The organism is Thalassobium sp. R2A62 (genome assembly GCF_000161835.1).
In the GTDB taxonomy this organism is placed as follows: domain Bacteria; phylum Pseudomonadota; class Alphaproteobacteria; order Rhodobacterales; family Rhodobacteraceae; genus Thalassobium.
This window is the reverse complement of sequence record NZ_GG697169.2, coordinates 3,018,198-3,033,309: the sequence shown is the minus strand read 5'-3', so window position 1 is coordinate 3,033,309 and position 15,112 is coordinate 3,018,198. Positions and strand designations below refer to the sequence as shown.

General features: G+C 53.2%; 12 protein-coding genes and 1 pseudogene. 6 read left to right on the top strand and 7 right to left on the bottom strand.

What is annotated here, in order from left to right:
* Position 1: 1 nt before the first annotated feature.
* Complete coding sequence (locus TR2A62_RS15160) at positions 2 to 1,324, bottom strand: ABC transporter substrate-binding protein (RefSeq protein ID WP_009160583.1); 1,323 nt, start codon at positions 1,322 to 1,324, stop codon at positions 2 to 4.
* 193 nt (positions 1,325 to 1,517) lie between these two features.
* Between TR2A62_RS15160 and TR2A62_RS15155 the strand changes: the two genes are divergently transcribed.
* Positions 1,518 to 2,567: a LacI family DNA-binding transcriptional regulator gene (locus tag TR2A62_RS15155; protein ID WP_009157723.1), complete on the top strand. Its 1,050-nt coding sequence runs from the start codon at positions 1,518 to 1,520 to the stop codon at positions 2,565 to 2,567.
* Positions 2,568 to 3,055: 488 nt separating this feature from the next.
* Positions 3,056 to 3,571, top strand: coding sequence for a cytochrome b (locus TR2A62_RS15145; protein WP_009158235.1), 516 nt, complete (start codon positions 3,056 to 3,058; stop codon positions 3,569 to 3,571).
* 289 nt (positions 3,572 to 3,860) lie between these two features.
* Here TR2A62_RS15145 and TR2A62_RS15140 read toward each other — a convergent pair whose 3' ends face one another.
* Positions 3,861 to 4,361, bottom strand: a complete 501-nt coding sequence (locus TR2A62_RS15140; protein WP_050761096.1) for a GGDEF domain-containing protein — start codon at positions 4,359 to 4,361, stop codon at positions 3,861 to 3,863.
* A 174-nt stretch (positions 4,362 to 4,535) separates the two neighbouring features.
* Here TR2A62_RS15140 and TR2A62_RS15135 point away from each other — a divergent pair, with 174 nt between their 5' ends.
* The 4 genes from TR2A62_RS15135 to TR2A62_RS15120 are packed head-to-tail and all read left to right on the top strand — an operon-like array spanning position 4,536 to position 7,847.
* Positions 4,536 to 5,279: an amino acid ABC transporter ATP-binding protein gene (locus tag TR2A62_RS15135; protein WP_009157978.1), complete on the top strand. Its 744-nt coding sequence runs from the start codon at positions 4,536 to 4,538 to the stop codon at positions 5,277 to 5,279.
* A 36-nt stretch (positions 5,280 to 5,315) separates the two neighbouring features.
* Positions 5,316 to 6,086, top strand: a complete 771-nt coding sequence (locus tag TR2A62_RS15130) for an amino acid ABC transporter permease (RefSeq protein WP_223296126.1) — start codon at positions 5,316 to 5,318, stop codon at positions 6,084 to 6,086.
* Positions 6,087 to 6,128: 42 nt separating this feature from the next.
* The gene (locus TR2A62_RS15125; RefSeq protein WP_040820835.1) at positions 6,129 to 6,953 is read left to right on the top strand and encodes a transporter substrate-binding domain-containing protein; all 825 of its coding nucleotides are present in this window, start codon (positions 6,129 to 6,131) and stop codon (positions 6,951 to 6,953) included.
* A gap of 33 nt (positions 6,954 to 6,986) precedes the next feature.
* Positions 6,987 to 7,847 carry an amino acid ABC transporter permease gene (locus tag TR2A62_RS15120; RefSeq protein ID WP_040820833.1) on the top strand — a complete coding sequence of 287 codons (861 nt, stop codon included), beginning with the start codon at positions 6,987 to 6,989 and terminating at the stop codon, positions 7,845 to 7,847.
* A gap of 113 nt (positions 7,848 to 7,960) precedes the next feature.
* Here the strand turns inward: TR2A62_RS15120 and TR2A62_RS15115 are convergent.
* The 5 genes and pseudogenes from TR2A62_RS15115 to sucD form a co-directional block, all read right to left on the bottom strand.
* Positions 7,961 to 8,668, bottom strand: a pseudogene (locus TR2A62_RS15115) (IS6 family transposase).
* 636 nt (positions 8,669 to 9,304) lie between these two features.
* The gene (gene glyA, locus TR2A62_RS15110) at positions 9,305 to 10,591 is read right to left on the bottom strand and encodes a serine hydroxymethyltransferase (protein ID WP_009157877.1); all 1,287 of its coding nucleotides are present in this window, start codon (positions 10,589 to 10,591) and stop codon (positions 9,305 to 9,307) included.
* Positions 10,592 to 10,610: 19 nt separating this feature from the next.
* Positions 10,611 to 13,250: a phosphoenolpyruvate carboxylase gene (locus TR2A62_RS15105; RefSeq protein WP_083791079.1), complete on the bottom strand. Its 2,640-nt coding sequence runs from the start codon at positions 13,248 to 13,250 to the stop codon at positions 10,611 to 10,613.
* The gene (locus TR2A62_RS15100) at positions 13,250 to 14,221 is read right to left on the bottom strand and encodes a D-glycerate dehydrogenase (RefSeq protein WP_009159524.1); all 972 of its coding nucleotides are present in this window, start codon (positions 14,219 to 14,221) and stop codon (positions 13,250 to 13,252) included. The genes TR2A62_RS15105 and TR2A62_RS15100 overlap by 1 nt, the downstream gene beginning before the upstream one ends.
* 10 nt (positions 14,222 to 14,231) lie before the next feature.
* The gene (sucD, locus tag TR2A62_RS15095) at positions 14,232 to 15,110 is read right to left on the bottom strand and encodes a succinate--CoA ligase subunit alpha (protein WP_009158245.1); all 879 of its coding nucleotides are present in this window, start codon (positions 15,108 to 15,110) and stop codon (positions 14,232 to 14,234) included.
* Between the last annotated feature and the right edge of the window lie 2 nt (positions 15,111 to 15,112).

Genomic DNA, 15,112 nt, shown 5'->3' with positions numbered 1-15,112 from the left:
CTTACAGCTTGCCTTCATCTTCGAATACTTCGGTCCAATCGCGAACCAAGCCGTCAAGCGCGTCTTGTGCGCTGCCGTCACCGGCAATGACGTAATTGTGGATGCGTTCCTGCATCGGGATCAAGAGATCTGCGTAGGCAGGTTCAGCCCAGAAGTCTTTAACGATCGCCATGCTGTCGAGGAACGTTTGCGCATAAGGCTGGCTGGTTGCAAAACCGGGATCTTCAACCACAGCCTTGAGTGCTGAATAGCCGCCAAGTTCCCACCACTGCGCTTGAACTTCAGGTTGCGCGAACCACTGGATGTATTCCAAGGCTGCGTCCTGCTTTTCAGAATAGGCTACAACGGAAATCCCTTGCCCACCGAGCTGCGCAAACTGGCCTGCAGGACCAGCAGGATTTGGGAAATACCCAGACTTGCCGTTACCGACGTTTTCGTCGGCTTCAACGCCGGGCCAGATAAACGCGAAGTTCATCTGCATCGCGACTTGACCGGAACGATAGGCGTCGATGTTTTCGCCCATGTACCAGTTGGATGATCCTGGAGGAGCTCCGGCTTCATAAAGCGACTTGTAGAACTCTAGCCCTTCGATAGCGCCAGCGGAGTTCACAAACCCTTCGAGATCATAGGGTTGATCAGGGTTTTCGTACTGGAAACCGTAGTTGTAAAGCGCGTTGGTCACACCCATTGTGATGCCTTCTGACCCACGTTCTGTGTAGATCGCAGCACCGTAGACGGTGGTTCCATCAATGTCGCGGCCTTGGAAAAACGCAGCGATGTCTTTCAGTTCTGCCAGTGAAGCAGGGACGCCGAGTGCGCGGCCGTAAGTTTCCATGAACTCTGTCTGAAGCTCTGGGCGGTCGAACCAATCTTTGCGATACGTCCATCCGACCACATCACCAAAGGCTGGCAAAGCGTAGTAGTTCGGAGTGTTCTTCGGCCATTCGGCGTAGCCGGTGACAGTCGCAGGAATGAAATCATCCATTGTGATATTGTTGGCGTCGAAGAAGTCGTTCAGCTTCACATAGTGACCGTTCTCGGCACCGCCGCCGATCCATTGGCTGTCGCCAATCATCAAGTCACAAAGCTGGCCGCCAGAGTTCAGCTCGTTCAGCATCCGATCTGCAAAGCTCGTCCAAGGCACGAACTCAAAGCTCATGTTGTGACCAGACTCAGCCTCGAAGTCTTTGCTGAGTTCAATTAGTGCGTTCGCAGGGTCCCAAGCGGCCCAGCAAAGCGTTAGATCCTCGGCAAAAGCCGCAGTGGACATACCGGTGCCGAGCATTGCGCTGGCTGCGGCCGTCATCATTAATTTGGTTTTCATTTTTGATCCTCCCGGAGTTCTGAGAGACCCAGCCTCCTCGCTGCGACTCTCCCTGCCAACTTTAGTAATGAGGCACGTGCCTCAAGACAAGTATTTTTTGAGACACGTGCCTCAATTTTTGCTATAGGCTTTCAAATGAGGTTCCCGCGCGGCACCAAAGGGAACAAGCCAACTGACTGATTAGAAGTAAGAAATGAAGACTGTCTCGACCATAAATCTCGCTTTAAGACCGACAACAAAAGACCTTGCAAAGGCGGCAGGCGTCAGCCGTGCGACCGTTGATCGTGTGTTAAATGGCAGAGAAGGTGTTAAGGAAAAGACCGTCGAACGGGTCAATCTGGCTATCAAGGAACTTGGATTCGTTCGCAACCTACAAGCCGCGAATTTGGCAAAGTCCCAAAGCTATAGGTTCATCTTTGCACTGCCTTCCTCGGGCGATCAATTCCTTGAACAAATCGTATCTCGGATCAAAGAAGCGCAAACCATTTTTGCGGCGGATCACGTGTTTTGCGACGTTCAGCATATTGATGAAAACGACCCTCATAGCATTTCTGCTTTCTTGGCGTCTCTTGATCAGTCGGATGTTACTGGCGTCGCGATCATGTCGCCCGAAACACCGCAAGTGCGTGATGCGACTATGCGCCTGCAAGAACGGGGAATTGCAGCGCTTCCTTTCGTTTCAAACCAGACTTTGATGAACGAAAACTGGGTGGGTATCGACAACAAAGCGGCGGGTGCTACGGCCTCACTTCTTTTGGGGCAATGGATTGGTCAGCGGACCGGGAAGATTATGGTCATTGCTGAAAGCATGCAGTCGCGGGATAGCCTTGAGCGGCGACTTGGATTTGATGGCATCATGAATGAGAGCTTTCCAAATTTGCAACCGCTGCCTTCGCTTGAAACCTACGGAAACGAAACCCGTGCGAAAGACATCATCGCGGCAAACCTTAGTAACAATCCAGATATTGTCGGCATCTATGTCATGTCCTCGGAAGCAAGGGCGCCACTTCGCATCCTTCAAGAGCTGAACGTAGATCCCAACATTGCCAAGTTCGCGCACGAAATGACGCCATATACAGAAGAAGCGCTAAGGGCGAAAAAGCTTGACGGCGTTGTTGCTCAAAACCCGGGACATCTGGTGCGCAGCGCCATTCGACGACTGAAGGGTATAGTCGACAATCGTACCACGCTTGGCTCGCAAGAGAGCATACGAGTGGAGATTCACTTGCGAACAAATGTCTAGCGCTTTGAGTGCGATGTATGACCACAAGATGCCGATGCGTTTAGCCGCCCTTAGCGATGTAACCATAGCAATCGTCTAAGTTTGTTTAGATTTAGCAATTTTGAAAAGTAGCCTTTGAGGCAGATATGGGCAATTTGACCGTTTGCTTACGGTCTAAAGGATTGGCACTGGATCGCGAATGAATGTCTGCGTTCAGGAAGCTCCAATGCAGAGAGGGTTATCGTCGCGGACGGCGGCTTTGGGCCGTTCGTGTCGATCAAAACATGCTCGTTTGGCCGGAAAGCGGCGATGCAGCGAAGGGCAGGAATGAGCCCAGACTGTATAATGCTGCAAGCGATACGAGCGACAGCTTAGGGGATGATATGATTAAGCGCTCTGCCAAAGCTGAGGTATTTCAGGGCGTGGTGTTTTGCTTGACTTAAGCCTTCTAACCCGATTTTTTCATTATTAAGCCTTTGGTTGGCTGGTCAAAAACTTGGGAGTAGACAGTGAGCGAAGCGACGAAAGAACAAGCGCGGGAACACGGGTTGATTGCACGGGTATTTCACTGGGGATTTATTGTCGTTTTTGTGTATGCGCTTCTAAAGCAGTTAGATGCCATTGAGCAGCTTCAAGACCCAGATCTACTTAGGTTTGAAATGGTTTTTGCCATGGGATTTTTAGCCCTCCTCGCCGTTCGATTCACCTATATGCGCATCACAATGCCGACGGCGTTGCCAGCGAGCACTTCGCCAAGACTAAAGGTTCTGGCGCGTGCCGGACATCTTGCGATGTACCTTTCTTTAGCCACTATGGCGATCTCTGGGCTTGCGATCGGTGCAATCTATTCATCAGGTAGTCCTGAAGGGGCAGGTATGAGAATCGCGATGTTCTTCCATGAGAATGCTATTTTGGTCGCTTACCTGAGTATCGGCCTCCACATAGCAGCAGCTGTATTCCATCGACTGAAAGGTGACGGAATTTGGAGTTCAATGGTTCCAATTTGGAAGGAAACCCAAAATTGATCGACGGTGCTACTATGTGCCTCTTAAACCAAAGGAGACCTTGTAACACCCAAAGCGAAAGCTAACAAAGTCCCGCGTTGCAGTCATCCGGTCCAGCCAAAATGCTGCGAGTTGCATGAACGGCAGCTTTCGCGAAGGCCAATGGCTGAAATTTTCATCAGTCGAATGGCAGCTTTGGGCCGTCCTTGCTGAGGGCAGTGACAACTAATGGCCAACATGCTGCATAAGATCTAACGGCGGCAACGAGCCCATATTCCCCATTAGGGCGCACGCTGCGACGGCCCGGTTCTCAGGCTGCGTTGACCTTCAACATATGACAGGCATTTCTTCCGTTCTCTTTGACTATGTACAGACACTGATCGGCTAGACTAAGCATGTCTGGCAATGCGACTTGTCTGTTATGTGGCTTAATAGCAAGACCAATACTGACCGTGATCTGGCAGGCGTTCACTCTTATCCCAGCAACCGCTTCGTGTATGCGATTGCAAAGCGCGGTTGCTTCAGAAGCATCGGTGTTGTTAAGGACGCAAACAAATTCGTCCCCACCCAGTCGGGCAACAATGTCGTTTTCTCGGCAGGTCGATTTAAGCACATCGGCGAGCGCACGGATCACTTGGTCGCCAATGTCATGACCGTGAGTGTCATTGACGGCCTTGAAACGATCAATATCCAACATGACGAGGGACACAGGCACGGCACCTCTATCCGCATCCAGAAGTACACGTTTTGCAGATATTTCGAGGTCTCGTCGGTTTGACAACCCTGTCAATTCATCGGTCCGTGCCAACATTTCGTATCCCCACATGTCGTTATGTTTCCAGCCGACGGGCTGCTGCCAACAGACGCATCATAACAGCGCGTAACATCATCCATCCAGTCAGACAGACAGAAATCATGTAGTCAGGTTGTCAGTGGCCGATCTCAATCTACTTTCTTAATTTAATAGGAGGGGTCGGCGCAGAAAATGACACGCAAAACGATCATCGTTGCCGAAAACATCGACAAGTTTTTTGGAGACTTTCAGGCGCTGACCGACATCAACCTACAAATTCATCAAGGTGAACGGGTTGTTGTTTGTGGTCCGTCTGGCTCGGGGAAGTCGACACTGATCAGGTGCTTTAACGGGCTGGAAAATCATGATGCCGGCACCTTGCGCGTCAACGACATTGAACTTCATGAAGACGTGCCGAAAATCCGTCAATTGCGTCAGGACGTCGGCATGGTGTTTCAGCAATTCAATCTGTTTCCGCATCTGACCATTCTGGAAAACCTGATGATTGGCCCGATGAAGGTGCGCAAACTTGGATCCCAGCAGGCCGAAGCACTCGCACGTAAATACCTTGAACGCGTGCGCATTCCCGAACAGGCCGACAAACGCCCAGCGCAGTTATCAGGCGGTCAGCAACAGCGTGTGGCGATTGCGCGCGCACTGTGCATGGAACCGCAGGTGATGTTGTTTGACGAACCGACGTCATCGCTTGATCCCGAAATGATTGGCGAGGTTCTGGATGTCATGGTGGAGCTGGCAGAGACTGGCATGACCATGGTTGTCGTTACCCACGAAATGGGGTTTGCGCGCAAAGTCGCGGACACAATGGTGTTCATGGAGGCCGGCAAGATCGTTGAGGTATCGCCACCTGAGACGTTTTTCACCAACCCCACGTCGGCACGCGCGCGGGTGTTCCTTGACCAGATACTGGACCACTAAGACATGCCCACGGCCCGCCCAATGTCCAAAAAAAAGATGATGAACACCCTGCCGTTGGGCGTGGGACTGTATCTGATCATTGTGGGCGGCATCGTGTGGCTGGCTTACAGTGGCGCGCAGCAGATGGGGTACAATTGGCAGTGGTACCAAATCCCGAAATATATCTACACGTTCACCGATGACGGGTTTCAGCTCGGTGAAATCCTGAAAGGCCTTTGGGTGACGATCGTGTTGTCCGTGGTGTCGTTCACGTTTGCCACTGTGCTAGGGCTTGGCATTGCGTTGTTGCGGCTTTCGGGTCTGGTTGTGGGTAAGGGCGTTGCCATCGGCTACCTGGAGTTCATTCGCAATATCCCACTATTGGTGTTGCTGTACTTGTTTTATTACGTGCTTGGGCCGGTGTTCGGCTTTGATCGCTGGTCGGCTGCGGTGCTGACCCTTGGCGTGTTTCATTCTGCGCTGATCTCCGAAATTTTCCGGGCAGGCATCAATTCGGTCGACAAGGGCCAGTGGGAGGCTGCGGCGTCCATCGGCATGTCGCGTGGACAGGCCTACCGCTACATCATCCTGCCCCAGTCCGTGCGCTTCATGCTGCCGCCGCTTTTTGGCGAATTCGTCCACCTGATCAAATCATCCGCCATTGTCAGCGTGATTGCCGTAGCCGAGCTGACCACGATTGGCCGCAACATCATTTCTGACACTTACATGAGCTTTGAAATCTGGTTCACCATTGCGGCCGTTTATCTGGCCCTCACCCTCGTCCTGTCGTTTGGCGTTTCTGCGCTCGAGCGGCGTTTTCAACCCTAACCAACCAAGGAATACCTTATGTCTAAGATACGAAGAAAAATCATGTCCAATACACTTGGCCTCGCGTTTGCGGCGCTGACCAGCACTGTGTTTGCAGCCCCCGCGTTCGCACAATCGGCGACACAAAACCTGTCATCTGAATCCGTGATTGAATCGATCAAAGAACAAGGCGTCATTCGCATCGGCCTGTCCATTTTCACCCCGTGGTCCATGCGTGATCTGAACGGTGAACTTATCGGGTTCGAGCTCGACGTGGGTCGTGCGTTGGCCGAAGACATGGGCGTCGATGTAGAATTCGTACCCACCGCATGGGATGGCATCATCCCACAGTTGGTATCGGGCAACTTTGACGTCATCATTTCTGGCATGTCCATCACACCGGCGCGCAATCTGACAATCAACTTTTCCAACCCCTACGCCTATTCCGGTCTGACTGTTCTGGCCAATTCATCCATGACGGATGGTTTCGCGATCGAGGATTACAATTCCCCCGACGTGACATTTGCTGCCCGCCGTGGGGCAACGCCAGCCACAGTGATCGCACAATTGTTCCCCGAGGCGACGTTGTTGTTGTTTGACGAAGATGGCGCGGCCACTCAAGAGGTCCTGAATGGCAACGCACACGCCACAATGGCCGCAGAACCCACGCCATCAATGGAACAGCGCCGCTACCCCGATACGCTGTCTGTGCCGTTCAATGAATCGTTCCTCGCAACAGGCGAAGCCTTTGCAATGCGCAAAGGTGACATTGATGCACTGAATTTTTTCAACAACTGGATCTCGGTTCGTCATGCAAGTGGCTGGCTGAGCGAGCGTAATGATTACTGGTTCAAAGGCGACGCGTGGATGGACCAAGTGGCCCAGTAAGGACTGATCAGCGTGCCCTCATTTTTGAAACGAATGCGCTGGCTTGACTGGCTGATCCTCGCCCTATTGGCGGGGATCACGGGTTATATTGGCCTGCGCATGCAGGGCGCGCTGAACTACGATTGGCGTTGGGAACTGATCCCCGACTACATTCTGCGCTACCGCGAGGACCGGCAGGAATGGTTTCCCAATTTATTATTGCAGGGTCTGTTTGCCACCATTCGTATCAGCATCTACGCGAGCATCCTTGCACTGATCATCGGCACGATCCTCGGGGTAGCGCGGTGTTCTGAAAACTTGACGACACGACTTCTTGCGCGCACATATCTTGAACTGCTGCGCAACATCCCGCCGGTCGTCATTATCTTTATCTTCTTCTTTTTTCTGTCCCAACAATTGATCGACGCGATCAACCTCAATTCATGGTCGCGCGGCATCGCACGCGGGGACAATGCCCATATTTGGGAATTCTTCTTTGGCGAAATGCGCCGGTTTCCGTCGCTGATTTCCGGCGTCATTGTGCTGGCCATGTTCGAGGCCGCGTTCGTGGGCGAGATCGTGCGCGCAGGTATCCAATCCGTTCCTAAGGGACAACGCGAAGCCGCGCGCGCCATTGGCATGAGCAGTTTTCAAGAAATGCGCTACATCATCATGCCACAAGCCATGCGCAAAGTCGTCCCCCCCATGGCAAATCAGTTCATCAGTTTGATCAAAGACAGCTCGATTATTTCGCTGATATCGGTACAGGAACTGACCTATAAAACTGTCGAACTCGTCGCCTCAACCCGCCTGATATTCGAGGCATGGCTGACGACCGCTGCGTTCTATTTCATTTTGTGTTTCGGTCTGTCGATGCTGTTTCGGCGGTTGGAAAACAATAGGTCTCGCGAATAGTGGATACGACAGTATCTGACATGACGCGGCCCTCTAAATGGTGACCGCCAACATAATTTCTGGTGCTGTCAGACGAATGCGAACCAGTCTCTGCAAGGACAATGGAGTGCCCTTTATGCCATGCCCAACTGACGCCACTCAGCGAGCGCGACCGCGCGGTTAAGCTTGAATTTTTCTCGGCTGTAGAGGTGGCGTTCCTGGTTAAAGTGGTTGTGGACTCATGAATGAACTGAGGCAAATTTCTGCAGGCATCGCATTTGCCTGAAGCGCAGCATCGACCGTTCTCGTCGTCGAAATGGCAGGTGGGAATTCTCAGCCCGATTATTTAACCAGCGGCCAGTTTCTTGCCGGTTGTCGTTCCCTATAACTCGCATTGCGGCGCCATAAGACCGCAGTTTGTCGGTCACGATGATTTCGGGTTTGCCGCAACGCTTCATTGATTTCCTGAGGAATTTCAAAGCTGCTTTGCGGTCACGGCGCTTGGTGACATAGCTTTCCAGAACTTCGCCCTCATGGTCGACTGCCCGCCACAGATAGTGCGTCTCACCGTTGATCTTCACAAACACCCCGTCCAAATGCCACTGCCAGTTCGAATAAGATCGCATCCGACTGACTCGGTTTCTTCGGATCTCAACCGCGAACATCGGGCCAAATCTGTTCCACCAGAACCGAACTGTTTCGTGGCTAACGTCGATTCCACGTTCGTGCAGAAGGTCTTCTACGTTGCGGAGTGAGAGCGGAAATCGAACGTACATCATGACCGCCAAGCGGATGATCTCCGGCCTCGTTTTGGAGTACCTAAATGGATTGGGTTTTGTCATCCTACAAAGCTACGGAACCACCCTGCCCGTCTCAAGTTAATTTGCTCTGACAGTACCCCACAGTCCAAGCCCCCGAAAAAACGGGAGAAAACAGGGAAAAAGGCTGTTTACTGACAGAGACTGGGTGTGGGACGACACATAGTTCTGCCTTTTACCACCGCTAAGTCATTGATTTTGAAGAACCTGGAAAATGGATGAAGCACCACTCTTACCTTTTGCGACTCATAGGTTTACTTTTGACAGCGAAGCGGTCGTCCGTGCAATCCGCAGCGAAGGGCAAGAACAAGCCCAGACTGTGAATTCGATTTTCTAACTGCGCGTGCTCGCAGTATAAATATTTCTGCACCTGCGAAGAATTGGGTATCGCTATGCGGCATCAAAAACAGCCTTTCGTTTCAGCACGAGAGAAAGCTGGCCAAGAATCCAATCAAGGAACGAAGCGGTTTTTTGCGCTTCACCCCGATCGAGGCTTTTGGGTAGTACAGGCCAGTCTGCAAAAAAGTTTTGGAGCATATTCCTGCCGTCAGCGAAGTGCTGATGTCAGATAGTATAAGCAGGAAGAGAGGGTATTTTGTGCTAAGATCCGACATCAAAGAAGTATTGCTGGCCTGAAATCGCGAGATTTTTCGCGCTTCGTCACAGCTCCATATACATAGGGAATTTGTCACACAGCGTTTCTACTTCGCCTTTGACTTTGGCTTCGACCGCGCCGTTGCCGTCCGGGCCATTGGCAGCCAACCCGTCCACCACTTCGACAATCCAATCGGCGATCTGGCGAAATTCCGCCTCGCTAAATCCGCGAGTAGTACCCGCGGGCGTGCCAAGCCGAATGCCAGATGTGACCATTGGCTTTTCTGGGTCAAACGGAATGCCGTTCTTGTTGGTAGTGATATGCGCACGTCCAAGGGCGGCGTCGGTGATGTTACCTGTCACGCCTTTGGGCCGCAAATCCACCAGCATTACGTGAGTGTCCGTACCGCCCGTGACAATATCTAACCCACCTTTGATCAACTGATCAGCCAGCGCAACTGCGTTGGCGCGTACTTGCCGCATGTAGTCTCTGAACTCAGGGCGCAGCGCCTCACCAAAGGCCACAGCCTTAGCGGCAATCACATGCATCAGCGGGCCGCCCTGAATGCCGGGGAAGATCGCAGAGTTAAACTTTTTCGCCAAAACCTCGTCGTTGGTGACGATCATGCCGCCACGGGGGCCGCGTAAGGTTTTGTGTGTCGTTGTGGTCGCAACATGCGCGTGCGGGAACGGGCTTGGGTGTTCACCCGCCGCCACGAGGCCTGCAAAGTGTGCCATGTCGACGTGCAGGTAGGCCCCCACGCTGTCTGCAATCTGGCGCATCCGGCCAAAATCAATGGTCCTTGGAATCGCAGACCCACCAGCAATAATCATCTTGGGTTGGTGTTCTGTTGCCAGCGCCTGAACCTCTTCATAGTCCAGCAGATTGTCCACACGACGCACACCGTATTGCACCCCATTAAACCATTTGCCGGACTGGTTTGGGGCCGCCCCATGGGTCAGGTGACCGCCCGAGGCGAGGTTCATGCCCAAAATGGTATCGCCGGGCTGCAACAACGCCTGAAACACACCCTGATTTGCCTGAGAGCCAGAGTTGGGCTGCACGTTCGCGTATGCACAGCCAAAAAGCTGCTTGGCGCGCTCAATGGCGAGGTTCTCGGCCACGTCCACATGCTGGCAACCTCCATAATACCGACGCCCCGGATAGCCTTCGGCATATTTGTTGGTCATCACTGACCCTTGGGCTTCCATGACAGCAGCAGAGACGATGTTTTCAGAGGCAATCAGCTCAATCTCTTTGCGCTGACGCCCCAGTTCGGCGTCAATTGCCGCGGCAATCTCAGGATCACGGGTGGCAAGGGTTTCCGTAAAAAACGCATTTTTGGTGGTCATGTGAGGTCCTTGTCGTAGGTTAGCCAGTCCAGCCCAGACCCGCAGAAATGCAGTTCATGGATTGAAGCAACGGGCCGGTTTCAGCTGATTGATTCTCGCGACGCAATGCACGCAATTGTTTGATCTGAATTGTATGAATGGTTTCGAGGTAACGACGGTTTCCTTCAAAACGCTCCGTCAGATTTGGGAAGCGCGCCGCTAGACTTGGCTGTCCTGTAATCTTTTGAATTGCCGCAGCCGAGCTAGCATATTCGGCCTCAATCATCCCCAATATGGCTGTGCCGGATGCCGTATCAGTCGACAGCGCCGCATACTTGGCCGCAATTTGCATATCTGCTTGAAACAGGCTCTTCTCAACTTCATCGACCATCAGTTGGAACAAGGTCGATGTCGCAAACATATCGCATAGCATCTTCCATCCCAGCTCACCGCGTACTTTGGCAAAAGAAGCACACGCCGCACCAAACCCATACCATCCGGTCAGCAGATGGCGGTTTTGCGACCATGCAAACACCCAAGGGATCGCACGCAGGTCGGACAGGCTGGATGCCCCGAACCGGCGCGCGGGCCGCGATCCGATCTTGAGCATGGCAAGTTCCTCGACCGGACTGGCCTCTTGGAAATATTGGACAAACCCCGGCGAATTGAGCAGCGCATCATAGGCGACTTGCGACATGCCGGACAGGGCTTGCAGGGCGTTATCGTATTCCGGGTTGGTTTTTGGGGCATTGTGCGAAAGGGCTGTGTGAAGCAGCGCTGAGGACGCCAGCTGTTCAAGTTCCCTCAGTGCAGTCCCGCAGTTGGCGTATTTGGTAGACACGACCTCGCCTTGTTCCGTTGTACGCAGGGCACCATTCAAGGTGCCTGACGGTTGCGCTGCGATTGCGCGCCCCGTTGGCGCACCCCCGCGACTGACGGAGCCACCACGACCGTGAAAGAAGGCAGGAACAAATCCGAGACCTTGCAGCGTTTGTCTAATCTTGCGTTGGGCTTGTTCCAACTCCCACGTCGAACAGATAAAACCGCCGTCCTTATTGCTGTCTGAATACCCGAGCATGACTTCGATACGAGACCCTTGCCTCTTGAGGCTGCGGCGTGCGGTTGGAACGGCGATCAGGTCACTCAGAATACGGGGGGCATTGCGAAGATCTTCGATTGTTTCAAACAAGGGCACTACAGGAAGATCAAGCGTTTCTCCGGTTGCGGCAGCGTACCGGGCCAACAAATATACAGCTAACAGATCATCCGTGGATCGTGTCATAGACAAGATAAAACAACCTATCGCATCTGGGTCGTTCCCTTCGCGTGCATCAACAATTGCTTCCAGCAAATTGAGCAATTCTTGGGCCTGTTCACTCAGCGCTTCCACGTCGATATCTGGCAGAACATCGACGGCTATTTCGTAGCGCAAACGCTGTGACCACTTAATACTGCCATAAGTCTCGCCTGGTCCCCAAATCTCAGCCAAAACATCAGTTGTGACAGTGGAATTCTGCCTGATATCCAGTGAAGTTGTGCGAAATCCAAAGACCTCGACCCTCCAGCGCACTGGACGGATGTAGCGATTGCTCAGGTGCTGTGCGCCAATCGCAAAAAGGGCATTTTCGATTTCGTGAAGGTCCGAGACAAGTTCATCTGTGTGCGAATAGAGTGGACGACCTTCTAGGCGAGCGATGATGGCACTGATGGCTTGACGGAAAACTTCACCGGGATTGCGTTTTATAAGCGCATCAAATTCGTCGGACCTTGTGGTGATCGAGGCAAGCAGTTGAACATGGATATCGGGCAATTCTGCGATGTCACTGCTGATGCTGATATGGCGCGCTGCACGCGAAAGATCATCAATATGTTTGGTGATCGCTGTATCACGCCCGCGCGCCATGGCAGATTTGGTCGCTGCCAAAGTGACGTTGGGATTGCCGTCGCGGTCCCCGCCAATCCATGAATGGAACTTTATGCAGGGGCGCAGCGAACGAGGCTGTGTTGGAAAAGTGTTTTCCAGCCCGATCAGGAATTGATCAAACAGCTGCGGCGTTGCGTCGAACAGGCTGTCGCGAAAGAACTGCAATCCCCATTCGATTTCGTCTGATAAGCTGGGTCGCTCCAGCCGCAATTCGCCAGACAACCACAAAAGATCTATCTCGCCCCGCAGGTCCTCGACCCTGTTTGCGCGTTCACGCGGTGTCAATCTTTGCGTTTCCAGCGCCACCAAGTGGCGATAAATACGGCGGTGGATTTCGAGGATCGTAATGCGCTTGGCTTCGGTTGGGTGGGCGGTCAAAGTTGGCCCAACTGACAAGGACGCAACCGCGCTTTCAAACTGATCAGGTGCGTGTTCGGCGATTTTTGCCATCACTTGCGCAAATGTGCCGTCGACACATTCCACGCCATCCGTGGTTTCTGTATTTCGGCGGTCTCGAACGGCAGTGTTTTCATCTGCAATTTTTTTAAGCTGAAACCAAATGTTTGCCGCCTGCAGGAAATCACTGATCTGTGAGTCCTGAAGGCTTTCAATGTCACGCGGTGACGCTAAGAATGCAGCAATATCAGGCGCGCGCCGCATAACCGTCTTAAAAAGCAAATCCCACAGCAGATCTCTCAGCGACTTGGCATAGTCTTGACCCTCACAATCCACCATGCCAGCCCTCACCACGTTCATCAGTTCACGCGATCCGGGGGTGTTTCACCGTTAAAAAACGCCTCAAGATTGTTTAGGGCGCGAAAACCCATTTCCTCGCGCGCTTCTGCAGTGGCGCTGCCAAGATGGGGCAACATGACGAGGTGATCGCTGTCTAGCAGGGACTGTGCGATCTTTGGCTCGCCATCGAAAACATCTAGTGCCGCACCGCCTATGGTCTCGAATGTCAATGCCTGCACGAGATCATGTTCATTGATTACCTCGCCGCGGGCTGTATTAATCAGGAACGCACCTGGGCGCATCAAGTCAAGCCTGCGGGAATTGATCAGGTGACGGTTTTCCGCGCCACCGGGGCAATGCAAGGAAACAAAATCACATCGCGGCAAAAGATCATCTAGGTCGTCCGCTTGTACGGCATTGTAGCGCGCCAGAATTTCAGGGGCAACACGGCTGCGGTTGTGAACGACAATGTCCATGCCAAAACCATGATGCGCACGACGGGCCATTTCCTGCCCGATACGGCCAAAGCCGACGATGCCCAATGTCTTTCCAGACACCTTGGTGCCAACCAGATGCGTCGGGCGCCAACCGCTCCAGCGACCTTCGCGGACCTCTCGTTCGCCTTCGCCTGCCCGACGGGCCGCCATCAGCATCAAGGTCATCGCAAGATCAGCTGTACATTCTGACAGAACATCCGGCGTGTTGGTCACTGTCATGCCATGGGCCTGAGCACTTGGCATATCAATGTGGGTATAGCCAACGCCATAGTTGGCAAGCAGCTTGGTCCGCGGGTTAGACAGCTCAAGTGCATCAACACCTATCTTGTCTGTGACCGTCGGCAAAACCGCGTCATAGTCCAGAAACGCTTGACGGAATTCATGCGTCATCAGCGGGACATCGCTCCGGTTCAACACAACATCAAACTTTTCGGACAATTGTGCTTCTACAGCGGCAGGCCAACGACGGGTTACGAGAACTTTAGGCTTGATCATTGTCTTCTCCTCACATCACGCTTGCGATTGTTTCACCAATAACCGCTGGATTTTCGGCCACTGTCACGCCGGCGGCGGTCAGGATTTCCACCTTTTCTGAAGCACTTTCGCCAAAGGCTGAAATGATGGCACCTGCGTGGCCCATGGTGCGGCCTTTGGGAGCGGTCAGACCGGCCACATAGGCCACAACGGGCTTGGTTACATGTTCCTGGATGTAGGCGGCAGCTTCGGCTTCTTGCGGGCCGCCGATTTCACCGATCATGGCGATGACATGGGTGTCTCCGTCATTCTCGAACTGCGCCAAGATATCGCGGAACGAGGAACCATTAATCGGATCGCCGCCAATACCAACGCTGGTGGAAACACCAATACCGCGTTCCTTGAGTTGTGCCGCAGCCTCATAACCCAGCGTGCCAGAACGGCCTACGATCCCGACGTTGCCTGGCAAAAAGATATGTCCGGGCATGATGCCCAGCATCGCCTTGCCCGGAGAAATTGTGCCCGCGCAATTCGGCCCGGTCAGGACCATCCGGCGTTCTTTAGGATAACGCATCATGTAACGTTTCACCTGGATCATATCCTGCGCTGGAATGCCGTCCGTGATGCAAACGCAGTAGCGGATACCGGCATCGGCGGCCTCCATGATGCTGTCAGCGGCAAAGGGCGGGGGCACAAACACAAGGCTGGCCTCGGCTTGGGTGGCTTCCACGGCTTCTTTGACGGTGTTGAACACTGGCACGCCGTGCACGGTTTCCCCGCCCTTGCCGGGCACAACGCCGCCGACAACATTTGTGCCATATTCCAACATATCCTTGGTGTGGAATTGCGCCATCCGGCCTGTAATGCCCTGGACGATGACGCGGGTTTCGCGGTTGAGGTAGATGCTCATGG

Coding starts and splice junctions, on each gene's coding strand:
- TR2A62_RS15160 (WP_009160583.1), bottom strand. CDS start 1,324: ATGAAAACCAAATTAATGATGACGGCCGCAGCCAGCGCAATGCTCGGC.
- TR2A62_RS15155 (WP_009157723.1), top strand. CDS start 1,518: ATGAAGACTGTCTCGACCATAAATCTCGCTTTAAGACCGACAACAAAA.
- TR2A62_RS15140 (WP_050761096.1), bottom strand. CDS start 4,361: ATGTTGGCACGGACCGATGAATTGACAGGGTTGTCAAACCGACGAGAC.
- TR2A62_RS15135 (WP_009157978.1), top strand. CDS start 4,536: ATGACACGCAAAACGATCATCGTTGCCGAAAACATCGACAAGTTTTTT.
- TR2A62_RS15130 (WP_223296126.1), top strand. CDS start 5,316: ATGATGAACACCCTGCCGTTGGGCGTGGGACTGTATCTGATCATTGTG.
- TR2A62_RS15125 (WP_040820835.1), top strand. CDS start 6,129: ATGTCCAATACACTTGGCCTCGCGTTTGCGGCGCTGACCAGCACTGTG.
- TR2A62_RS15120 (WP_040820833.1), top strand. CDS start 6,987: ATGCGCTGGCTTGACTGGCTGATCCTCGCCCTATTGGCGGGGATCACG.
- glyA (WP_009157877.1), bottom strand. CDS start 10,591: ATGACCACCAAAAATGCGTTTTTTACGGAAACCCTTGCCACCCGTGAT.
- TR2A62_RS15105 (WP_083791079.1), bottom strand. CDS start 13,250: ATGAACGTGGTGAGGGCTGGCATGGTGGATTGTGAGGGTCAAGACTAT.
- TR2A62_RS15100 (WP_009159524.1), bottom strand. CDS start 14,221: ATGATCAAGCCTAAAGTTCTCGTAACCCGTCGTTGGCCTGCCGCTGTA.
- sucD (WP_009158245.1), bottom strand. CDS start 15,110: ATGAGCATCTACCTCAACCGCGAAACCCGCGTCATCGTCCAGGGCATT.